This is a genomic window from Fibrisoma montanum (assembly GCF_003583365.1).
Lineage (GTDB): Bacteria > Bacteroidota > Bacteroidia > Cytophagales > Spirosomataceae > Fibrisoma > Fibrisoma montanum.
In genome coordinates, this window is record NZ_QXED01000007.1 from 39,377 (window position 1) to 58,699 (window position 19,323).

Consider the following 19,323-nt stretch of genomic DNA (forward strand, 5'->3'; position numbering starts at 1 on the left):
CTTGAATTATAAAAGGGTAAGTAAAAGCTCATCGGAGGTGTCCAGCGGCACCCCGCCTATGTAGTCGAGGTACGGCAGACTAATCGTATAATCCCGGCCTTTGGTCATCCGCACCCCGTTGACGTATAGCTGAGAGCGTAGTTCACTACCACCGATGTTCCAGCGCGTTTGATTGGGCTGGGTCACAGTTAGCAGCAGCGGTTCAATGACGGTGAGGCCCTGAATGATGGCCGTTCGATACGGCCGGAGTTCGACCCGTATTGGTACCAGATCCCCTACGACTACGTGAATGCGGTTTGGTTCGGGATTGCTCATCAGGCCCGAGGTCGTCAGCGTCAGACTACCCAGGGCCAAGCGCTGCCGTTCACCACCGATCACACCGTCAATTTCCAGATACCGGCTCCCGCGGTTCAAAGCCTTGACGACCGATGCCGACACTGAGAAGATCACCAGCGGGGGAACGGCTTCCCCCTGGATGATGTAGCGCGGCTTGGTATCCCCTTCCCGCTCATACAGCAGCAACCGGGCGTCCAGTTGCGATGCATCCTGTTCAGTGTCATCTTCTTCGAGAGAGAGTTGCAGGCTAAACCCTTCGTCGGGATCCTGACTGATGCTGATGCGTTTAGCTCTGAGGTCGGCGGTAATCATGATGCTGCGTTACGTTTACGGGCGAACAGTCGACCGCCCCATCCTTTGACTTCACCGGACATCTCCCGACCGTCGACCGGAGATTTCCACGTTACGATACTGGTTTGGGTATTTAGCTCATGCGGCCGGTAAGCGAAGTACAGCTCCCAGCCGGTTGACGGACTGTCAACGCCCGTAACAAGGGGCACGGCCTGAGCCGCCGTATTACCATTAGCTCTCCACAGCTTGTGCGGCCCTCCGGTGACGAACTGACCATTAGCCGGATTCTTTACCGGGATGTCGAGTATGTGTTGGCGCTTGTCGGCCAGTAACACCGTGGCGTTGTACTGAGCCAGTTCGTTCAGGGCTTCCTGATGGGCATCGCGTGAGCGCAGGTGTACCCGTGGGTGCAGGTTTTCGCCGTTGCTCTGCGCTACGTCGATGACGGTACCAGCGCCCCAGAAGTACATCCCGTGGAAGTGCAGCCTAGACAGGTACGTGATGTTGCGGATAACTTCGGGGTGGAGCGGCAGCTTGGTGTTACGATCGTTACCGGTACCAGATCCGTTGATGGTCCAGGGCACCCAGGCGCCATTGAGGAACTCGAAGGTGTCTTTGTCGAGGTAGTTGAATTCATAGATTGATTCGGTCTGCCAGTAAAACTTATGATCCTGCCAGCCCTTTTCATTCAGGATCTTCCAGTTCAGAGCCGCATGGTAAGCCATCGTGTAGGGCCGGGTCAGCAGCGGCTGCAACTTATCGTACCAGTCGTCAATGTTCTTGAGGCTGTCGGGTGAGTTACGCGTGATGCTGAAGAACTGGTTGTAATCACTGCGCTTGACGAAACAGTAGTTTTCGTAGTTGTAGGTAATATGGCGTTTAAACTCGGCCGACAGCTGGCCGTTGAGGTTGTAGGTCTGGCCGTTGTTGAGGGTGACCGTACCGCCATTTCCAAAAGCGTTTAACTGGGGATAGAACCCGCCGTTGTTGACCGACGAAGCCAGCACCTCATCCAGATTCAATGGACTGTCTTTTACGTCCAGAATCGGAGCCAGGGTCGTATCATCGCCATAGAACGGTTCCATGCCGTTGCAGTTCTGCCGAAGGTATTTCGTAGCAAACAGGATCACGTTGTTCCACTTCTGGATCAGGGCCGAGGTCAACGCCTGGTCCCCTCCCCGGTTGTAGCACTGCCGTACGGTTTCGGTCTGGCCGGTCGCGTAATTGAAAAACGAGGTGTCTTTCATCGCATCCGACATCAGGTTATAGTCGTACTGTGGGTTGCCCGATCCTGTTGAGAAGTAGCCGTATTCAAGGTTGTACGAACCTTCCTTGACAGTCGCTACGCCATCGATCAGCCCGTTCTGCGGCACCGAGTTAAACAGGTTCAGCGAACCGGTCAGCGTATTACATACCTGCTGAAGTGGTTGCGTGAGCAGCGAATGGCTGTTCTGTGGATAGCCTGAGAAGCTACCACCACCGCCGTATTCAAAGAACAGTTCGGCATCCTTGGGCGGTGTATTGCCCCAGGGTTGATTTGCCGTGTCATTGTACGCCCGGTAGCTGATCATGTTATGGCCACGGGCTTTGAGCGACTCAGGCGTTTCGTTCTGACCGCCGTTATTGAAAGCAAACACCTCATGGGTGCGCTGCTTCCAGCCGTCGAGAATAGGTAGGTGCGGCTTATCCTGAAGCCGGGATACCTGGTTATAGACCGGCGTAAAGGTGAACGGCCGGGTGAAGCGCTGAGCGTCATTAGTAGCCGACGGCGTTGCGATGACATCACCCGTTGTCTGACCCTGGGTGTAGATGATCTGGGTCGACACGTTAGCCGGCCGGTTGAAGGTCAGCGATATCTTCCGTTCAGGATAGCCTGCAAGCTGTTCCGTTGGTCGGAACTCAATCTCATACGCAACCAGGGGCTGAGGAATGGAATAGCCGAACCGGTGATCCGGGAAGGGAAACCCACGGTTAGCCGTAAAGCTCATGTTGGCCCACGGGGTGAAGTTTTCACCTGGCACCCGGTAGCGAAACTGAGCCCCATTCTCAAAGTCAAGTTTGGCGAAGTACGAATCATCGCCGTCCAGCGTACCCCAGCCAATAGACGTGATTTCGGCGGCTTTGATCGCAAAGCCAGCCGACTGCTGAACGCCTGGCTCCGATACGAGCTGCACTTCACGGGTGTAGTTACCCGGCGTGAGCGTCTGCGGAAACTGCACTTCGTACTGGCTGCCGACCAGCGTACCCGCCAGCCAGTTGTTATCGGGACTGCCGGCCGGGTCATAATCGAACTGAACCGGTCCAGTAGCGACGGCCCGCAATTTGAGCTTACGTTGACTCTGCAGCAGGGCCTCATCGTAACTAAAGGCGCTGATGGAGCCGGTTGAGCCCGTTGCCGGATAGTCCTGTTTGGAGTAGTTGGCCTGGCTGGTCAGATCGATCGTAGCCTGAATGACCTGGGTGCCGACGCCCGAATCCCATTCCACCTCATACTTACCCGGTGCGACGTTTTCAATGTAGTTGGATGTACGGTTGTACTGCTTACCATCTCCGGTCTGGCTGCCAAAGTCACGGAAGGCGGTAAAAGCGGTTGATCCGGACCAGACGCCATCTACCCGGCGTACGATCCGGCCGCGAATGCTTCCGTTACTCTGACCCATCAGAAACAGGCCAGCTCCGTTGTAGCTGTGGCCAGTACGCTCAATCGATGCTGACGTACCGGCCCGACTGACCGTCAGGATGAAGTCAACATCAATTACTGCATTGCTGGCATCCGTAGCCCGCAAACGGAAGAACTGTTTGCGGGTCGTGGCCGTATCATCGTACTTGGCGAACGGTGTAGCGGCATTGGCCAGCACCAGCGTTGAGGTGTTGAAGGTAAAATCGTCTTCGTAGATGCTGCTGTAGTTGCCATTAGCCAGTTTCTGGTAGAGCTGGTAGGTGATACCCTCACCGGTAAAGGCATCGTTTGGCAGATCGTAGCTGAAGGCCTGCCCTTCGGTAGCCTGCTGATCAGTAATGCCCCCAACGTATTTTAGTTCGTTGGCTCCTCCACTCACGGCATACCCGTAGGCTTCGACTTCGATCAGGTGCAGCGGATCACCACCCGTGAGCTGGACACCGATATACCGACAGGTGACTTTCTGCGGTAAGGTCACATCCAGACTAGCCCCGGCTTCACCAGTCTGGTAGGTGTACTTCACAGCGCTGTTAAGCATACTGGAGAGTGTGCCCGCTCCGTCGACGTGTGGCTGGTTGCTGAAGTAGTAGTAAAAGTCGCGCAGGCGGGCCTGTGCTTCGGGCGAATCGGTCCGGTTGCGAATGATGATGCGCTCAATGACGAACGCCTTGCCCAGATCACCCTCCCACCACGATTGCGGTTCGCCTAACGTGTGGTTGTTGGTGCCCAGGTTACCGTCATTAGCCAGGCTTGCCTCACCTCCTGATAAGGTTGAGGACTGTCGGGCGGGCTTGTTGAGCAATAGATTGTTATTGCCAGGGAACAGGCGGGCGTAATTAAAGCCGCCATCCGCAATCAGGTGCGTCGCTTCGATGCTGATCAGCGTACCGGGAATCGTGGCCGTTACCCGTACAAAGTAACCATCACCGGTAGGATCCGGAGAGCCTCCCCATACGAACTGATGGCTATAGGCATCCTGCTCCCACTGATAATCACCCTCGCTCATCGGGTGGTAGTTCTCGTCAGTCCATGCCGGTGTCGTCGGTTCCAGAATTTCAACCTTAACCTGAACGTTGCCACTCCCCTGCACCAAAGCCACGAACTGTTTCGTGCTGTTATTACGGTAAAAGCCTAACCGCGTGATGGTACTGGGCACGGGCTTGGGCTTAATAACGATCTGGAACGTCATGGACGACGACGCCCCGGCTCCGTCGACAGCCGAATACCCTACGTTATAGGTGCCGAGGGTGGTTGGCGTACCGGTGATCTTGTTGGTAGCCTTATCCCAGAGCAGACCAGGCGGCAAACCGACGACATCATACTTGATGTTGAGGGCTGAACCGTCCGGATCAAAGAAGCTGGGTAGCGTCTGGGTGTAGGCGATGCCTTCAGTGCCGGTCTGCGTCGTGATCGATGGCGGTACCGGTGGCTTGTTGGCCAGCAAATCTTTAAGCTGCTGCTGGGTAGCCAGCGCGAAGTCGTAGTTCGGCAGTCCATTTTCCGTTTGCTGGGTGTAGAAGTACATCCCGATGGCCGCATTGCCGACCTGATCCAGAAAAAACGGCTGCTCAACGGCCATACCATTGCGGATCCTACCGGTGCGGGAGGAGATGTTCCCGCCCAGCGTCATGATCAGATCCCAACTCGGAATCAGAAAGTTTTTAAGGATCTTCGAAAACCAGCGTGTTGACACGGCCCGATCATACCCGGGCGTTTGCTCATTTCCTTCGGTGCCGGCATTAACTTCCTCCTCGGTAGCATAGCGTACCGTGCCCAGACGTTCCGTTGTAGCTGTTGGCACGTTTCCACCATTGCCCGTTGGGATACGTTCATCGACGTATTCTTTCAGAGCTTCGGCCGCAACCGGCAGCGTATTGCCGGTCGTGATCTGATCTTTACTGGTAACGATCTTTGGGGTCCACTTCTCTTTATGAGTCGCTGGTGATTCGCCTGGGTCGGTGTTGGCTACGGCCTGAGCCAGTGAGCCGTTGAAGATTACCCACTGTTCAGCTAGATACGCTGCGTTGGGGTCAAACTCCTGAATACTGGAATCGGTCAGGTCCTGCAGCAGCGTACCTACCCGCTGGGCACTGTTAGCAGATTCCTGAACTTCATTGGCTACGACCGTGGCCCGGTTTCGTAGGTTGGATAACGTTTTTTTAGACACGGTAATGGACGATTAGCGGTTTGAACTGCTCTACGTTTTCTTTTTTCACGCGAAGCACGGCACGACTGACGGCCGGATCCGGATCAGCATCCAGCCGAACCCGTTGCACATACGCACTGGCCGGTAGCTCATGGGTGACTACCGACCCTACCAGGACACCTTTAGCGGTTTGGTATTCAATGGTCAGCGTGTACGTCAGCTCCGGTTCATCGGAGATGGTTGGCAGCCAGACCATAGCATCGAAGTAATAGCCCCGAAACACAATCGGCTCGGGTAGTTCGGTGATCCACCGTCGTGTATTGGCATCTCCGGCCGTAAACACGGACAGATCACAGCTCGGGCCTACCGGATAGATGTTGGCGGAATAGGTAACCGCACCGTACTCCAGATCGACACGGCCGGCCTGGGTAATGCTGGCAAAGGATAGGCTGACCTCATCGGAAAATTGAGTGTCGGCAATAGCGGGCGTGTTGTCAGCAACCAGCACGGGCACCGGCTCAAAGCGGATCCGGTTGCGGATGTCGATCACAGCCCGCTGCGTAACGGGGTCGACCTGCGTTTCGATGAGCGAAAAAGAACCATTAGAGGCTTCTACCTTGGTTTCAATCAGCTCCCATTCACCCGATACCGGCGATTCAATCACCACCTCGTTTGAAGCCAGGGGCGTTGAGAAGTTGGTCAGACTACCTTCGGTGTCACCGAGTACCATCGCATAGCCCTGACCTGATGCCGAGCGTTCGAGCGTAGCCGAAAACTGACCAATGCCGGTAAATACACCCGGTGTAGTGACGGTAGCCATCGTGTAGCCAGGCGCGGTCACCTGCAGGGTGTAGACGCCCAGCGGTAGCGGGCCGATTGGCACGGTGATCGGGCCGACGGTTTGCCCCAGACCCGCTCTCTCGACGATGCCGAACGCATTGGTAAGGGGCGATACCGAACCGAGTAGCGTAGCGGTAACGTCCAGGCTACTGGCGTTCAACACGCGAAGGGTGGCACCCTGCACGGGCGTTCCATTGGGTCGGGTTACGATCAATCGGAAGGTGGCCAAGGCTAAGCAAAGATTAGAGATCGAACATCGGCAACGAGCTGAGCCTTGAGCGGTGGCTTCAGCAAACCCACGATCCGTTTCCGGTTCAGCACATCGCTCAACACCCCGCCTGGGTTGTAGGGGTTAGGCACCTTAATGCCCTTACGGGCAATGTTGAGCGCAATAGGATAAGCAGCCCGAACGGGCAGACCCCGGCGTTTGGTCCAGTCCCGAAGTGCGTCGACCATCTCACGCGATGGCTTACCGGATCGGTTGGGACCGCGGCCGTTCTGCTGGAAACGGAAGTATGCTGATCCAAGAAGTTGCAGCTTGGCACGTCGTCCGTTCTGGGTAGCCAGGTGCCGCACCGATGCGGCCGAGCGGCCCGATGCCCGCAGGTTCTTCCGACTCTGCGAATCCCGTACATCATCTGCCAGCCGAGGCCCGAGCTGGTCTAATACGTCGAGCGTGTTCAGCATGAGAGCGGATCCAAAGGAGTGGCAGTAAACGTCAGGCGCAAGCCGTCCAGAATGCGGGTAGTCAGCTCAATACCTTCGGTGAGCTGCACGGGAGACAGGCGGGCTACTTTGCGGACTTCCCGCAGGTATTGCAGGGCGTAGGCCCGAAGAAACGCAATATGGGTGCGGTGCGTGAATGGGGAGTCATTCTTCGAAACGGGCACCAGCACCCATAAGCGTATACTGTACGCTATTTCATCAGCCCCTTGTCCGTCAGTAGTCACGGTTCCGCTTAAATACCCCTCATGGAATAGAAGCGGTGGCTGATCTTTCAAATAGCCCGCGGCCACAGGGTTCAGGTCAGATTCCTCACCAAAGGCAAAGGTGAGGCCCTGTTGAGCGGCAATCGTTTCGAGTTGGTCCAGCATAGACCAAAACTACTACGCAGGGGAGGTAGGGGACTTGGCCCGGAACTTAGCGACGTGGGATAAATATGTATTTTTCTGCTGTTCAGCGTAGAGCGCTAACATCGCTACGTCGAAGGGTAACGATCGGACCTGCTGTAAAGGGATGCGGTGAATGTCGGCAATCAGGCGTTCGGCAAAATACGAGTCGAGGGCATCCATGGCCGGAACCAACTGGCGGGCCAACTGAATTTCCATCTCCGTTTCCGAATCGTCTTTAAGCTGGGTTGACCAGTATTGGTCAAGTTCATGTAACTGGCCAAAAAAAAAGCGGCTAGGGGCAACAGATCCGTGCAGGGCAGGCTGGCCAGCCGCGGCCAGAACGCATTCGCCTGGCTGATGTCTTTGTAGTTCTCACCGGTAACGACCGGAAACAGATAGATCGACAGCAGCGGCTCAGCAGCTACGAGGTAATTCTGATAGCCACCAAGCGATTCACGGTCTTTCAGCTCATCATCCAGATCCCACTTCTGGCCCAGTGACTCAAGCCCGATGTTAGTCGGTACGTCAATCACTTGGCCATCAATCCGGAGCTGAGTGGGTGCCGGCATGTCTGTGAAATCCGGCACTGACAGCAGAAAGCTCAACGGCCCATCAATGATGTTGCCCAGGTTCGGAATGCGGACCGGCCTCAGCTCATCGACCGATAGCCCGGTCAGGATCGTAAAGATCTGCCGTTCGGTCAACTCATCCGCTTTGGCAATGAGTGACAGAGCCTGGGCAGTAGTGACCTCGCTCCATCTGGCAGGCAGGGTAAGTTGAATCGGTTCGTGACCGGCACGGGTGGCTTTGAGAGCGTACATTCGTCAGGCTTTGCGTTTACGTTTCCATTTTTTGGTTGGCTGAAAAACATAAACACCATTCGGCACACCAGCGGCCGGTGGGTCAATGTGTAACCAGACACGATCACCAGCATACACTGGCTTACCATTAATGGTAGTGGTTAACGGTTTTTGTTGGTCGGTGCTCATGACTCTTCGTGTTCAGCGGTCAAATTACATCTAAGGTATATACCATTCTCATCAGCACTCCAAGCCGTATAGTCTATTGACCATGTCAGCCCCCCTGTAATGATATCAGCCAATTCTTCGGTTAACAGTTGTGACTCTTTTTTACCCTCACCTTTACGCCTAAGATCTACTGGTTTGTTAAGCCCAGAATTTATTAAAATCTCAAATAAATCTATACCTGTTCCAGCAGTTGGAATAGCTGGGAATTCTACAAAGTAATTCACAAAATATTCCGGATACTCTTTGGAGATTTCGAACTTATGAAAGCCGTAAGTTGACCAAAATAATAATGTTCTAATCATTGTCTTACCAGTTGGTTGCTGATTTCACCCGAACTCGTTTGGCCCGGGCGGTTGGTTTCGGTGGCTGATGCCTGAATTGATGATAGGCTAGTGCCAGCGCCATCACACAGTCATCATGCAAACCCTCCGGTGCGGCATAGCGGATGCCCGTTCGGGTATGTACGTACTCAAAGCTATACAATTCATCGGCTAATGGCGTATCCTTTGGGAAGGTTACCTCTCCCCGCTGCAAGCCCGCGGCCAGTCCTTCAATGAGCTGCTGTTTGCTGATCTGGGTAAACTTGTAGCCTTGTGTGTTGCGCCGTCCTTTCTGCACATCCTCAAGGATCGGATCACCGACGCCCGTACTATCGATCGTCGTCGGCACATCGGGCAGTGCCCGAATCGTGTCTTTGGTCTGGCCCCAATCTTTCCGGAAGCGGTCAAGCCGGCAGGTGCCACCGTTGCTGTCCAGTCCGACGATCGCCGTCCAGTCGACCTTACGAGCCAGGTCAATACCCAGGCTGGCCAGAGAGCCACCCGACAGGCCGGCGCGTTCGGCAGCCTGCAGGAAGTTGTAGCCGAACGGATTGGATCCGTCATCGACCGGTTCAGCCAGGTACAGTTGATCGAATACGTGCTTGGGTAGATCGCGCTTGGCCTGCAACACTTCCCGGCGTGAGAGTATGCCCGCGGCAACAGCATCCCAGGCAGTGATCTTGAAGTATTGGTAATCGGGATCGGCGCCGTTCTTCGCCCGTTGAGCCAGCTTGTAACCCCAATCCCGGCCGCGTACGTTACCGATGAACTTGCACTTACCCCGGGTGGCCGTGAGCGTCGATCGCAGGGCGAACCAGGCCTCCTCTTTGGCGCGGGTGAACTCATCGAAGACCGCGGCCTGCACATCCTCACCATACAGGCTATCCGGATTGTCAGCCGATTTGAAGACTAACACGGCACCGTTCGGCAGCGTTAGAGTGAGTTCCGATTTGTTTTGTTTGAAGAAGTTCCACTGGTGGGCTGCTGAGGATTTGACCTGTCGGCACAGCCGTTTGAAGGCGATTTTTGTCTGAACGAAGACCGGCGCTACCCACCAGTACTCATTACCGTCACCGCCCTGCAACGCCTGCTCAAACAGCCACACGATGTGACTGGCCGTCTTACCGACTTTAGTCGAGGCTTCGGTGACGGTGAAACGGGCTGGACTGTCAATGATCGCCCGCTGGTAATTGGTCAGGTAAGGCCGGGCGTATTCAATCTCCATCGGTCAGATCATCGTCTTCATCTTCGCCGGCATCGTCCGCTCCGGCCGTGGCCATGAAACTACCTCCCAGATCAAGCGTTACTTTAATTCGTTCGCCTTTCGCTCCGGTTATTTCGGTGCGGGCCAGCTTGGGCATAACGAATTCGGTCATGCTCATAACGATCTTCAGAAACTCCGCCTTGTCTTCTTTGTAGACCGCGTTCAACGCCGTCGTGATCCGTCCGGCCTGCTGGTTAACGATGTCCTGCCAGAAGGCCCGATGCACCTCGGTGGCCTTGTTGGGTGTCCCTTCCTTTCGGCCAGCCGCTGTGGGTCGTGGTTTACCTTTCTCGAATGGCATGTTATTTCATGTTAGTTTAACATACCAGGCCAGTAAGCTGCCAGCATGTCAATAGTCACCTTTAGCTGTCTAAAATTACTCATTGTCGGATATCTGCCGAACGTCCCTACTAAATAGCAATAGAGTGGAAAGGGATTCAATATATCGAACCAATGCCCGATAACGATTAATGATGTTTTTGCGATGATACAGCCGGCCAAATAAGTACCGCTGGCCTTTATCATCCTCATAGAGCATAACCAGGGCTTTGGCATCAAACCGCTTAAAAAACAGCTTTACTACCTCATCATCCGTTAGTTCTTTCACCGGCAGATTCTGGATTTCGTTGATGCGACGAATGCCCGCTTGGGTGTCGGTTGGGTAGGTTCGTTTGTTTTTCATCGCTCCATTTTTTATTCATTCGGCAGCTTAACATTTTCCTTTTTACAAAGATCCTCCAGTTCAAAAAGCAGATGTTTGCCGACATTTCGCCTATTGATGAATGCTTGCACCGTTAAGCCATTATCTATGCAATCCTGTAACGTAAAATCCGGTCGGCCATTCGGCGAAAAACCGTTAAGCAACTGTCTATATAGCTTCATGGATACATCACTTCTGCGCCATATTCCCCTATCAGTGTCCGCACCCTGTTTTGAAAGATTTTGATTATTCTTAGGCGCAAACCCCCTATCCAATAAATCCCAGGTTAAGCTCATAAACGTGTTAATGTTCATGCTGGGAATATAAATGCGGTTCACTGGTCGCAACAGCTTGGTTTCATCACTGGTGTATGTACCAAGTTGTATTTTAGGCGGCTCATCGGTCTGAACGGCAAAGTGCAGCTGGCAGCCGGCCACAATCATTTTTCCATCATCCACCTCCACAATCCAGTTGGATGATCGGGTGGGATTAAATCCCAAAGCCTCGCTGCACTGCCGCACCGTGCACTTACCCCATACGGCCATGTACTCTTTCCCATCGGGTGCCACAAACCAGTTGTCCAGGGTGAGGAGGTAGTTTTTACCGTTCTGTATCATGATCAATCGTTAGTTAAAAAGTCCCATAGGTGGGTTACTCCTCCCTCCAGACAAGCAATGTACAACTCAAAGGCGTTGATCTTAACGCCCATGACTTCAGAGGTTAGCACCTGCATAGTCTGGCCACGGATGGTTACCACGGTCATGTACTCACGGCTGGGGTGCGCGTCGATGACGACGAACGGTTCGGAGTCATCTTCAGGGGTCTGGCAAACATCGCCTACTTTCCAGTTTCGTGGGGTTAAAGAATCAGACATGTAATTACAATTTGAATTGAGTAAATGAGATCCGCTGACTTTCAATGATCACGCCCTCAGCCTTGGTCAGTCGGGTAAGTTAGCTACCTGATTGCAGCCGTCGCAAAACGCGAAGTTCGCCTAAATCCATCCAGTGCGTTACCCGTTCAAGTACAACACCTTCCGCTTCGCAAACGTACTGGTCGCCTTGTTTGTGGCAGTAGCCGATTAGCATTTCGTCCTGATAGCCGATAGCTAACACTTCGCCGTCTGGCTGTTTTTTGGTAATTTCTACCCATTCAATGTTTGGCTGTCTGGTTGTCATCGTCGTCTAAGTAATAAGGTTCATCATCAAACTCATCGTCATTCTTACCCACATCGGTTCCGATGTACCCACAGCCAGGACAGTAAAAACCTGCTGGCTGTGGGTCGGCGCTGTAATCGTCATCGTCATAATCGGGCAGCATACCCCCTCCACATTCAGGACATTCAAGCATGATGGTTAGCTTGCTTCTTTGTTAGCCTTCTTAATACCAAAAAACTCTTTCTTATTGACGATATACAGCACGGCTACCGACTCACCGGTAAACAGCTTCAGCAAACTGTCGGCATCAACACCCATCGTTACATGCCCGCCTTGACTGCAAGATTGAGCACTAACCATTGTTGTGCTGCACCGAATGTCCATGTCACAATCGGCCATTTCATCCATGACCATTAAATCAGAATTGAACGACATAGTATATTGCCATTAACGACAGGCAGACGATTAGTTAAGCCAGACAATCAAATGCTGTGGCCGTTCATCGCTTCGATAAACCGGCTGGTAGGCCGTGGCCACCATGAAGGGATAGCCAGGCGTGAAATCGAATTTCCAAATCGTATAAGGTTTCATCAGAATAGGGCAAGTTGTTGAGGTTTTGATCCGCTTGTTAGTTTCTGCTGATGCCTTACAGCCTCCTCATGATCGCCGGGCCAAGTGAGCATGTAGCCCGATCCATTGGCCAGTACAATGTTGGGATAATGAGTACCCCGGCGTACACCCTGCTCTGAAAAGTTGAAGCAGGCAACGTCGGGCTGTTTCTTCCAGAAGCGCATCCGTTCGATAACGGTCGCTGCATCAATCGTTGTCATAGCCGTCCTGCGAGAATATCAGCATGTAACTGTCGGTACGTTTCAGAACTATACTCGGGATCTACTACCGGATCCATTAGCGCATTAACAGCCGCCTGGTTGCAGTCCCGGCCAAAGGCTTTCATGAGCTGATCAATGACCTGAATGCGGGTCTGTCCAGTTCGCTCGGTGTACTGCTGCAACCGTACCTGGTTGAACGCAACCAGCCGCTCAATGCCGCGGCTGTCTCCAATCGTCGTATAGCCCATCAGTCCTGATCTTTTTTACCTGACCGCTTAAATACCCAGAAATACGAATGAAACTTCCGGGCGTGATTCTGAAAGTTCACGGCTCCGTTGAAGCGGTTCTTGGCCAGCAAAATGAACAAGTCCACAGGTTTGAATCCGGCTTCCTTGGCCAGCTCGAGTACTTCGTTATGGATGAAGTAGTTCTTGCGGCCATGTACAAAATCCTGACATTTAAAAACGAGCATACCATAGGGACGCAGGACCCGGGCGAACTCGTCGAGAGAGGCTTTGTAATGCTCACGAAGCTGAGTAATCGTGCGGTAGGCTCCGTACTTCTTCCCCATCACGTACTCATCGCTGGTCTTATGGTTAGTTACCACAAAGGGAGGATCAAACATAATCGACCGGATGGTGCCGGCAGCCAGCGGTAGTTGCCGAGAATCGGCAACTACCGCTTCGGGCTTCTTGGGTGCAATGTCAAAACAGTACTCCGGCCGCGGAATGGCCGTGTAGAACTGACCATAGCCGTAAGTGGCATCAACCTGAATACCTTCCGGCAAATGCAGCTCAATGATGTTCTGTAGCAATTCGTTCTGATCGTAAGACACCGACATGATCTGCTGCCGAAACAGTTTCTTCTGTTTGGCCTTTGATGGCGTCGGTTGCAGCCAGTCGATCGAAACCTCACGGGTGCAGTCAGTGGTGAGTAATGGTGGGGATTGCTCTATACAGCTCATACGTCTTCAATGAGAATAAGGGTACGTTGCTGGGTTTTATCCAGGGCCCGAACCTGTTCGTATCTGGATTCGACAATGACCTTGGGACCATCGTCGGTAATGATGCCGGCAGCCTTGATCGCATCGACATGGTGTTTGTAACAGCCGACCAGGTTATCATAGTCCATAGTGGGGTTCAGACTCATGCGGGTAATCGTCATGCGGACCTGACCTTTGTGCTGATTGGTCGTCAGCGACCGAAAGAACCAGCGGTACTTCTTGATGATAGCGGTCTTCTTGGACCAGTGCGAACGGAGCATGCCGCCTTTGCCGTTCAGCGAGGGTACGTGTTCAGGAATGATAAGTTCGGTTCGCATCGTCAATCTGGTTAGTAGCATCGGCCGTCTGGTTCGACCGTCGGATCAGTTCAGCATCCACCAGGGCTAAGGCTTCCTGTGAATTCTTCTGGGACGCATGGAAGGCAATGTCCTGCAACAACTCCAGCTCGAGGGTCTTGACGTTCTTACGTAGCCATTCCAGATACATCCGGTCGGTCAGCTTCAGTCCATCGAGTGAGGTCGGACGAATCTCGGGCCTCTTGGTGAGCTGGATCAATGCCTTGCGCTGATCGTCGGGCAAGGCCGGCAGTACGCCCTGATCACGACCGTTCAGACTCCCCTTGTACTTGCTGGCCTGTTGTTCACCCCAGTTCGCCTTTTCGGTCAGGTACTGCCGAAAGAAGTGATTGATCACACTGATGTCGATCCGGTTGTAGATGGGTCCGTAGTGACCGGTCTTGGCCCGCTTCAAACACAACACCAGGTCTTTTACGGTTTCGTTGGGAAACAGCTCCAACCACAACTGAGCGCATTCAAAGAGTTGCATCGGTGTCATCTGCAGGGTGGTGTTCAAACTATCGTTGAAGAAGCGAAGCAGCACACAAACCAGCTTAAGCAGTGTCGGCTGACCGAGCGTCTTTTCAACCTGGCGAACCGTCGGCGAGGTAGCAGCCACCTCCAGGGTGATGTTTCGTTGGAGGGCCAGCAGCGGCACAATGGCCGTTTCGGGTTGCGCCTTAGCTATATCCAGCGCCGAAGTATTCTTCAACAAGTCGATCAATTTCAGCTCCGGACTCGGCTCGGCTTTGGTTATGCCGGTTGGCGCCATTCGTGCGGGAAGTTCTGCCTTGGCCATTGGCTTGTTTGTTTGGCGATTGTTTGTAATCACGAATCCACTTGTTAGCAGCGGCTTGCCATTTCTTCATCGGGTTGCGGCCTACCTTCCAGCCGTTCGATTCGTAGTGGTCGAAAAAATCCTCGGCCAGCCAGTCCGGTCCCATCATCAGGTTGAAGTGCCGTTTGATCTGCTCCAGCGTCGGGCGAACCATGGGCGAACGGGAAGAAGGGGGGGCCGCGGAATCGGGGGTTGATGGGCTTTGTTTGTCGTCGAGAGATGAGCCAGTCACCTCCTCGGCTTCCACTTCCAAAACCTCACCATCATCGGGGAGCGCATTCTCGAACGAAGTGAGAGAGTCTAGAGTCTCTTTTGTCTGGAATTCATTATATATATGGGAGACTGTCAAATTTTGATACTCTTTTTGACATTCTTTTTGACATTCTTCGGTTGGGAAAGTGTCAGAAAGAGTATCATTTTTTGACATTCTTTTTGACACTTTCAACCGGTAGACAGCTCCCGTTCGACTACCACTTCCTACCGTCGTTACATCGATCAGACCCAGGTCAAACAACCGGTTCCGACAGCGTTTAAAGGTGTTCACCGACTGGCCAATCTGAGCCGAGAAACGGGCGTCCATCAGCCGTAATTCATCCGGCCACTGATCGCGTTTCCCCTGTGAACTGAACTCGTTCAGCAGCGCATAATAGACCCGAGATTCGTTCCCGGTAAAGGAATGCATCCGGTCAGCCTGCCAGAAACGGTTCATATAATCAATGTAACTCATAGGTAAAAATGGATTAGAACAACGTTCCCTGCACGGGTGGTTGAGCGCTCAGCTCATCGGTCCAGAACTTGATTACATTATCCAGAATCTGCTCAGCATCCTTCGACTGGTTCAGTAGCTTCGTCGCATCGTAACTCTGACCGGCCTTGCGTGCTTTGAAGTATTGCTTTTGCAGACTACGGGTCGTCGTAGCCGTTGCCACTACGTTACTAAAGCCATCCAGGTAGCGGGTAACTTCCTTACGGATGGTTTCTACGCGCTCAGCTTCCTCAGCGTTACCACTGCTGGCCAGGCGCACTTCGATGGCCAGCAGTGTATTAATGATTTCGTAGCGCTCCATTACTTCTTCCGGCGTTTTGGGCTGCGTTTGCTCATCTCCTGTACGTCCTGCTGATAATCCGGATCCGCTTCCGAAAGCCGGTTCCAGGCGTCATCCTCCGACTCCTGCGGCTGCTCCTGAACCGGTTCAGCCTCCTCGGTGGGTTCGCCTGGCTCATCATCCTCAGCCGTCTGATCCGTAGCCATCTCAGTAGTTTCCTCCGTCAGCTCCTCCTCCGTCAGCTCTACTTCCATCTGCAAGTCAGCACCGGTCAGCGGTACGGTCTTGATTTCCTCCTCCGTGTCCGGATGGGTGTAGACCCAAACCTTACGGTCGAAATCCTTTGTCTTGCGGGCCAGTACCATCTTCGTGGTGTAGCCGTTGATCACGTCCCTGCTGAGCAGATTGATGCTGGACTGCACCGAATCGATCTTTGCCTTGTAATCGGAGGTGACTGCCTTCTTTTCGTCCTCCAGCTCCACTTTCTTGAGCTGCTGTTCGGCCAGCTTACGGCTTAGATCATCGCGTTCCTGAACGGTGTAGAAATGCTTGTAGGGGATATTTTCAGTTAGTTCTGCCATGATTAAAAAGGTTTTTCGTGGAGGAGATCGTAAAGAATCGAGTTAGTATCTGATGGGAAATCGGCCTTGTAATACATCCAGTAGCAGAAGTCAAGGTGTTCCTTGGCCAGCTCACCGCGATGCTTGCCGAAGTTGAAGCGTAACCCGCCGTCGGCATCGTAGTAGAACTTGCCCGACAGATCAGCCACCCTACATCCGTGATTGGTGTAGACGGCCAGATCCTCAATCGTGGTCGGCAGGTCGGTGTACCGCAGGAGCTGAGCCAGAAAGACGTTGACCGTTTCGGTGATATCGACCCGGGCATCATGGGCCTGCTGCATCTGTCGCTTACAGTAGAACTCTACGGCTGCCGACAGGGTGCGGGGTTCGCGGATCTTGTAGAGGTTACCCACGTCGACCATGCAGAATACGTTGACGTCCCAGGTGAAGCCCGCCCGCATAAACTCATTAAAGAGAAACGGTACGTCGAAGGCGTTGGAGTTGAAGCCACCCACATCGCAGCCGATAAAGTGAGCGAACACCTCTCCGGCGATATCGCGGAAATACGGCCGATCCGCGACGTCGGCATCCGTGATCCCGTGAATGGCCGAGGCAGATGCCGGTATGGGCTGACCTGGGTTGACCAGGTAGGAAACCAGCGCACCGGTCGTCAAATCGGGTAACAGCGTGTAAAGGGCAATTTGTACAATACGATCATTCTCTTTGTCCAGCCCGGTGGTTTCCAGGTCAAAGAAGACAATCGGTCGTTTCAGTTGAAGCATAGCAGCAGCGTTTCAGGTGAAAGGTTATAGACCAGTAGGCGTCAGCTCACGTAGTGACCACTCAGGCAGTCGAAAGGGGATCAGACCCATATCATCCGGATGTTCGGCAAAGGCATCAAAGCCCGGAAATAAACCGGATTCAGTGCATTGCTTGACCTGGGTGAGTGCCTGGCGATACATGTACTTGCCGGCAGCCAGGAATTCAGCATCCCACCAGAAGACGGCCGGCAGGTAAGGCGGTACGGTTTGCAGCATGACGGTGATGACGCCCGAAAACTGACGACCTGTTACCTGACTCATTACGTCGAGGTACATGCCCTCAGCGAGTTGGTAGCGGTACTTGGCCGCGTCGTAGGCAAACTTCGATACCGAATCCGCACTAGTGGTCTTAAACGATATGATCAGGTTAGCCCCGGCATTCTCCTCCAGCAGAAAGGCGTCGGGCCTGACCTTGACCGGAAGGCCGGTTTCGGCATCGTGCGAGTAGAAGCTGCACTCGGGTACGGCACCCTGCATCAGTTCCGGGAGCAGACCACCACCGTAGAGGTGATAATGCCGCTTGATGAGTTTGATCACTTCTTTGGTGCGGGCATCGATGCAGGTAAACCCCGAATAATCCCGGTACGCCTGCAGCAATGCCTTACGGCCGTCCATCTTATCGAGCTTAAGCCCACGTTTCTTGATCAGCGCCTGACAGTAGGTGATCAACGACCGATCACCCCGCTTGACGTTTTTGAGCTTACGTTCCCAGAAGCTAAGCAACCGGGTAACCCCTTCGGTCGTCGAGAGCGAGGCCCGAGGTTCGACCAGTACCCGGTCAAACTTGTTGGGCTCCAGAAAGGCTAGGTGACACCACGTACCCAGATCAAACGCCCGTTTCTCGGGCCTGATCTTCGGCTCATGCAGGGCACACCAGAAGTGGAGGGGCGTCTTGTGGATCTCCTTCAGGGCGCTGCTGGACAGGTGCGGGCTGGACAGGTATTTGCCGAACGAATCCCGTATCACCTCACCGTTCTGAGCCAGCTTCACCAGGTCAGCACCCACGATCTTACGACGGTTGCGGATGAAGCGGATCACCGTGTTCATGTCCGCATAATCGGCCGGATCGTAGCCGGTGGGATTAAACTCCCCACCGGCTACGGCCTGCTCTAGAGTATCAAACAGACCGGCTTCCATCAGACGTTGATCACTAACGGTTTGATTGACCAGTTATCCGACTTAAAGCTGTTAGTCTTGTTCGACTTCTTACCCAGGTAGGTAATCAACAGGGGGGTACCGCGTTGGATCATCGCCTGCTCATAGGCCACTTCCAGCGCACCCACTAACCGTTTGGATCCGTTTCGGATCTGCCGAACCTCCCCTTTAGGCGTGCGTTCGAGAAAGAAGGCACACGGTAGCTCATGAACGACTTCAGCATCGTTGATGTCCCGAACCAGGGACTTGTCGATCTTGACGAAGAACACCCGCTTGGACTCTCCAATGTTCTCCGGTGTCCAGTAATCCGACATGAAGTCGAGCGGCATCTCATGGGCCGACTCCAGATCAGGCAGGTTGTTGTTGGTCAGATCAAACGCCTGCACATCAAGCGTCTGGGGGGTGGTGGCCAGCGATAATTCGGCCGTTTCGGACTTTGCCATATTGATAAGAAATTGATGATTGATTGATTAAGCCTCGGCCACCGGACCAGTAAAGGACTTAGTTTCTACGGTGCCGGATTTGATGTGGGTAGCGAACTGCTGCATGGCTTCCATGCGGGCCGTGATTTCGCGCTGCTCCTGCAGCTTCATACCAAGGCCAAAGGCGATTAACAGCATCTTGTTGATCGTGACTTCACCCATATCGCCGGCCACAGCCTCAGCACAGTGCTGCATACCCTCCATCAGCGTTACTTTCTGATCAGCGTTTTCCTGCATGGCCTGCTGAATCGTATCCATGATGTGAGCGGTCGTGACGGCATCAATGCCAAAGAATGAACCGATGGTGCCGTTCTCCTTAAGATCAGGCAGGTTAACGAATGAGATAAACTCTAACAGATTGAAAGTCTTTACGGGCATG

The 19,323-nt window shown here is 53.6% G+C and carries 29 protein-coding genes; all 29 read right to left on the reverse strand.

The window, feature by feature from the left end; translation table 11 throughout:
* Positions 1 to 6: 6 nt before the first annotated feature.
* Positions 7 to 648 (reverse strand): hypothetical protein, encoded by a 642-nt coding sequence (locus DYU11_RS22635; RefSeq protein WP_119670012.1) that lies wholly within the window; start codon positions 646 to 648, stop codon positions 7 to 9.
* Complete coding sequence (locus tag DYU11_RS22640; RefSeq protein WP_119670013.1) at positions 645 to 5,474, reverse strand: putative Ig domain-containing protein; 4,830 nt, start codon at positions 5,472 to 5,474, stop codon at positions 645 to 647. The genes DYU11_RS22635 and DYU11_RS22640 overlap by 4 nt, the downstream gene beginning before the upstream one ends.
* On the reverse strand, positions 5,467 to 6,522 hold the full coding sequence (locus DYU11_RS22645) for a carboxypeptidase-like regulatory domain-containing protein (RefSeq protein ID WP_119670014.1): 1,056 nt from the start codon (positions 6,520 to 6,522) through the stop codon (positions 5,467 to 5,469). Before DYU11_RS22645 ends, DYU11_RS22640 begins: the two co-directional genes overlap by 8 nt.
* A gap of 2 nt (positions 6,523 to 6,524) precedes the next feature.
* On the reverse strand, positions 6,525 to 6,980 hold the full coding sequence (locus tag DYU11_RS22650; RefSeq protein ID WP_119670015.1) for a hypothetical protein: 456 nt from the start codon (positions 6,978 to 6,980) through the stop codon (positions 6,525 to 6,527).
* Positions 6,974 to 7,387, reverse strand: coding sequence for a hypothetical protein (locus tag DYU11_RS22655; RefSeq protein WP_119670016.1), 414 nt, complete (start codon positions 7,385 to 7,387; stop codon positions 6,974 to 6,976). The genes DYU11_RS22650 and DYU11_RS22655 overlap by 7 nt, the downstream gene beginning before the upstream one ends.
* Positions 7,388 to 7,399: 12 nt before the next feature.
* On the reverse strand, positions 7,400 to 7,585 hold the full coding sequence (locus DYU11_RS33055) for a hypothetical protein (protein ID WP_158600343.1): 186 nt from the start codon (positions 7,583 to 7,585) through the stop codon (positions 7,400 to 7,402).
* A complete protein-coding gene (locus DYU11_RS22660; RefSeq protein ID WP_119670017.1) occupies positions 7,549 to 8,226 on the reverse strand; it encodes a hypothetical protein in 678 nt (225 codons plus the stop codon). The genes DYU11_RS33055 and DYU11_RS22660 overlap by 37 nt, the downstream gene beginning before the upstream one ends.
* Before the next feature lie 3 nt (positions 8,227 to 8,229).
* Positions 8,230 to 8,394 carry a hypothetical protein gene (locus DYU11_RS33340; RefSeq protein ID WP_158600344.1) on the reverse strand — a complete coding sequence of 55 codons (165 nt, stop codon included), beginning with the start codon at positions 8,392 to 8,394 and terminating at the stop codon, positions 8,230 to 8,232.
* A complete protein-coding gene (locus DYU11_RS22665; protein ID WP_119670018.1) occupies positions 8,391 to 8,735 on the reverse strand; it encodes a hypothetical protein in 345 nt (114 codons plus the stop codon). The genes DYU11_RS33340 and DYU11_RS22665 overlap by 4 nt, the downstream gene beginning before the upstream one ends.
* A gap of 4 nt (positions 8,736 to 8,739) precedes the next feature.
* Entirely contained in the window at positions 8,740 to 9,978 is a 1,239-nt protein-coding gene (locus DYU11_RS22670) for a terminase large subunit domain-containing protein (protein ID WP_119670019.1), read from the reverse strand.
* Complete coding sequence (locus DYU11_RS22675) at positions 9,968 to 10,318, reverse strand: hypothetical protein (protein WP_119670020.1); 351 nt, start codon at positions 10,316 to 10,318, stop codon at positions 9,968 to 9,970. Before DYU11_RS22675 ends, DYU11_RS22670 begins: the two co-directional genes overlap by 11 nt.
* 75 nt (positions 10,319 to 10,393) lie before the next feature.
* Positions 10,394 to 10,699 carry a hypothetical protein gene (locus tag DYU11_RS22680; RefSeq protein WP_119670021.1) on the reverse strand — a complete coding sequence of 102 codons (306 nt, stop codon included), beginning with the start codon at positions 10,697 to 10,699 and terminating at the stop codon, positions 10,394 to 10,396.
* Between the two features lie 11 nt (positions 10,700 to 10,710).
* Entirely contained in the window at positions 10,711 to 11,334 is a 624-nt protein-coding gene (locus DYU11_RS22685) for a hypothetical protein (RefSeq protein WP_119670022.1), read from the reverse strand.
* 2 nt (positions 11,335 to 11,336) lie between these two features.
* Positions 11,337 to 11,591, reverse strand: a complete 255-nt coding sequence (locus DYU11_RS22690) for a hypothetical protein (RefSeq protein WP_119670023.1) — start codon at positions 11,589 to 11,591, stop codon at positions 11,337 to 11,339.
* A gap of 79 nt (positions 11,592 to 11,670) precedes the next feature.
* Positions 11,671 to 11,895, reverse strand: coding sequence for a hypothetical protein (locus DYU11_RS22695; RefSeq protein ID WP_119670024.1), 225 nt, complete (start codon positions 11,893 to 11,895; stop codon positions 11,671 to 11,673).
* A 177-nt stretch (positions 11,896 to 12,072) separates the two neighbouring features.
* Positions 12,073 to 12,309 carry a hypothetical protein gene (locus DYU11_RS33060; protein ID WP_147368014.1) on the reverse strand — a complete coding sequence of 79 codons (237 nt, stop codon included), beginning with the start codon at positions 12,307 to 12,309 and terminating at the stop codon, positions 12,073 to 12,075.
* Between the two features lie 30 nt (positions 12,310 to 12,339).
* Positions 12,340 to 12,465 (reverse strand): hypothetical protein, encoded by a 126-nt coding sequence (locus DYU11_RS33845; RefSeq protein WP_262697147.1) that lies wholly within the window; start codon positions 12,463 to 12,465, stop codon positions 12,340 to 12,342.
* Positions 12,465 to 12,704, reverse strand: a complete 240-nt coding sequence (locus DYU11_RS22700; protein ID WP_119670025.1) for a hypothetical protein — start codon at positions 12,702 to 12,704, stop codon at positions 12,465 to 12,467. Before DYU11_RS22700 ends, DYU11_RS33845 begins: the two co-directional genes overlap by 1 nt.
* Positions 12,701 to 12,952, reverse strand: a complete 252-nt coding sequence (locus DYU11_RS22705; RefSeq protein WP_119670026.1) for a hypothetical protein — start codon at positions 12,950 to 12,952, stop codon at positions 12,701 to 12,703. The genes DYU11_RS22700 and DYU11_RS22705 overlap by 4 nt, the downstream gene beginning before the upstream one ends.
* Positions 12,952 to 13,668, reverse strand: coding sequence for a class I SAM-dependent methyltransferase (locus DYU11_RS22710; RefSeq protein WP_119670027.1), 717 nt, complete (start codon positions 13,666 to 13,668; stop codon positions 12,952 to 12,954). The genes DYU11_RS22705 and DYU11_RS22710 overlap by 1 nt, the downstream gene beginning before the upstream one ends.
* Entirely contained in the window at positions 13,665 to 14,024 is a 360-nt protein-coding gene (locus DYU11_RS22715; RefSeq protein WP_119670028.1) for a hypothetical protein, read from the reverse strand. The genes DYU11_RS22710 and DYU11_RS22715 overlap by 4 nt, the downstream gene beginning before the upstream one ends.
* On the reverse strand, positions 13,999 to 14,754 hold the full coding sequence (locus DYU11_RS22720; RefSeq protein WP_158600345.1) for a hypothetical protein: 756 nt from the start codon (positions 14,752 to 14,754) through the stop codon (positions 13,999 to 14,001). Before DYU11_RS22720 ends, DYU11_RS22715 begins: the two co-directional genes overlap by 26 nt.
* Positions 14,723 to 15,607, reverse strand: coding sequence for a hypothetical protein (locus DYU11_RS22725; RefSeq protein ID WP_119670030.1), 885 nt, complete (start codon positions 15,605 to 15,607; stop codon positions 14,723 to 14,725). Before DYU11_RS22725 ends, DYU11_RS22720 begins: the two co-directional genes overlap by 32 nt.
* A gap of 13 nt (positions 15,608 to 15,620) precedes the next feature.
* The gene (locus DYU11_RS22730) at positions 15,621 to 15,947 is read right to left on the reverse strand and encodes a hypothetical protein (RefSeq protein ID WP_119670031.1); all 327 of its coding nucleotides are present in this window, start codon (positions 15,945 to 15,947) and stop codon (positions 15,621 to 15,623) included.
* Positions 15,947 to 16,507, reverse strand: a complete 561-nt coding sequence (locus DYU11_RS22735; RefSeq protein WP_119670032.1) for a hypothetical protein — start codon at positions 16,505 to 16,507, stop codon at positions 15,947 to 15,949. Before DYU11_RS22735 ends, DYU11_RS22730 begins: the two co-directional genes overlap by 1 nt.
* A 2-nt stretch (positions 16,508 to 16,509) precedes the next feature.
* On the reverse strand, positions 16,510 to 17,268 hold the full coding sequence (locus DYU11_RS22740; RefSeq protein WP_119670033.1) for a 3'-5' exonuclease: 759 nt from the start codon (positions 17,266 to 17,268) through the stop codon (positions 16,510 to 16,512).
* A gap of 24 nt (positions 17,269 to 17,292) precedes the next feature.
* Entirely contained in the window at positions 17,293 to 18,444 is a 1,152-nt protein-coding gene (locus tag DYU11_RS22745; RefSeq protein WP_119670034.1) for a PD-(D/E)XK nuclease-like domain-containing protein, read from the reverse strand.
* Complete coding sequence (locus DYU11_RS22750; protein WP_119670035.1) at positions 18,444 to 18,905, reverse strand: hypothetical protein; 462 nt, start codon at positions 18,903 to 18,905, stop codon at positions 18,444 to 18,446. Before DYU11_RS22750 ends, DYU11_RS22745 begins: the two co-directional genes overlap by 1 nt.
* A gap of 27 nt (positions 18,906 to 18,932) precedes the next feature.
* Positions 18,933 to 19,322, reverse strand: a complete 390-nt coding sequence (locus DYU11_RS22755; protein WP_119670036.1) for a hypothetical protein — start codon at positions 19,320 to 19,322, stop codon at positions 18,933 to 18,935.
* Position 19,323 lies beyond the last annotated feature (1 nt).

Bases quoted from the DNA above. Each gene is read 5' to 3' on its own strand.
- DYU11_RS22635 (WP_119670012.1), bottom strand. From the start codon at position 648: ATGATTACCGCCGACCTCAGAGCTAAACGCATCAGCATCAGTCAGGAT.
- DYU11_RS22650 (WP_119670015.1), bottom strand. From the start codon at position 6,980: ATGCTGAACACGCTCGACGTATTAGACCAGCTCGGGCCTCGGCTGGCA.
- DYU11_RS22655 (WP_119670016.1), bottom strand. From the start codon at position 7,387: ATGCTGGACCAACTCGAAACGATTGCCGCTCAACAGGGCCTCACCTTT.
- DYU11_RS33055 (WP_158600343.1), bottom strand. From the start codon at position 7,585: ATGGATGCCCTCGACTCGTATTTTGCCGAACGCCTGATTGCCGACATT.
- DYU11_RS22660 (WP_119670017.1), bottom strand. From the start codon at position 8,226: ATGTACGCTCTCAAAGCCACCCGTGCCGGTCACGAACCGATTCAACTT.
- DYU11_RS33340 (WP_158600344.1), bottom strand. From the start codon at position 8,394: ATGAGCACCGACCAACAAAAACCGTTAACCACTACCATTAATGGTAAG.
- DYU11_RS22665 (WP_119670018.1), bottom strand. From the start codon at position 8,735: ATGATTAGAACATTATTATTTTGGTCAACTTACGGCTTTCATAAGTTC.
- DYU11_RS22670 (WP_119670019.1), bottom strand. From the start codon at position 9,978: ATGGAGATTGAATACGCCCGGCCTTACCTGACCAATTACCAGCGGGCG.
- DYU11_RS22675 (WP_119670020.1), bottom strand. From the start codon at position 10,318: ATGCCATTCGAGAAAGGTAAACCACGACCCACAGCGGCTGGCCGAAAG.
- DYU11_RS22680 (WP_119670021.1), bottom strand. From the start codon at position 10,699: ATGAAAAACAAACGAACCTACCCAACCGACACCCAAGCGGGCATTCGT.
- DYU11_RS22685 (WP_119670022.1), bottom strand. From the start codon at position 11,334: ATGATACAGAACGGTAAAAACTACCTCCTCACCCTGGACAACTGGTTT.
- DYU11_RS22690 (WP_119670023.1), bottom strand. From the start codon at position 11,591: ATGTCTGATTCTTTAACCCCACGAAACTGGAAAGTAGGCGATGTTTGC.
- DYU11_RS22695 (WP_119670024.1), bottom strand. From the start codon at position 11,895: ATGACAACCAGACAGCCAAACATTGAATGGGTAGAAATTACCAAAAAA.
- DYU11_RS33060 (WP_147368014.1), bottom strand. From the start codon at position 12,309: ATGTCGTTCAATTCTGATTTAATGGTCATGGATGAAATGGCCGATTGT.
- DYU11_RS33845 (WP_262697147.1), bottom strand. From the start codon at position 12,465: ATGAAACCTTATACGATTTGGAAATTCGATTTCACGCCTGGCTATCCC.
- DYU11_RS22700 (WP_119670025.1), bottom strand. From the start codon at position 12,704: ATGACAACGATTGATGCAGCGACCGTTATCGAACGGATGCGCTTCTGG.
- DYU11_RS22705 (WP_119670026.1), bottom strand. From the start codon at position 12,952: ATGGGCTATACGACGATTGGAGACAGCCGCGGCATTGAGCGGCTGGTT.
- DYU11_RS22710 (WP_119670027.1), bottom strand. From the start codon at position 13,668: ATGAGCTGTATAGAGCAATCCCCACCATTACTCACCACTGACTGCACC.
- DYU11_RS22715 (WP_119670028.1), bottom strand. From the start codon at position 14,024: ATGCGAACCGAACTTATCATTCCTGAACACGTACCCTCGCTGAACGGC.
- DYU11_RS22725 (WP_119670030.1), bottom strand. From the start codon at position 15,607: ATGAGTTACATTGATTATATGAACCGTTTCTGGCAGGCTGACCGGATG.
- DYU11_RS22730 (WP_119670031.1), bottom strand. From the start codon at position 15,947: ATGGAGCGCTACGAAATCATTAATACACTGCTGGCCATCGAAGTGCGC.
- DYU11_RS22735 (WP_119670032.1), bottom strand. From the start codon at position 16,507: ATGGCAGAACTAACTGAAAATATCCCCTACAAGCATTTCTACACCGTT.
- DYU11_RS22740 (WP_119670033.1), bottom strand. From the start codon at position 17,268: ATGCTTCAACTGAAACGACCGATTGTCTTCTTTGACCTGGAAACCACC.
- DYU11_RS22745 (WP_119670034.1), bottom strand. From the start codon at position 18,444: ATGGAAGCCGGTCTGTTTGATACTCTAGAGCAGGCCGTAGCCGGTGGG.
- DYU11_RS22750 (WP_119670035.1), bottom strand. From the start codon at position 18,905: ATGGCAAAGTCCGAAACGGCCGAATTATCGCTGGCCACCACCCCCCAG.
- DYU11_RS22755 (WP_119670036.1), bottom strand. From the start codon at position 19,322: ATGCCCGTAAAGACTTTCAATCTGTTAGAGTTTATCTCATTCGTTAAC.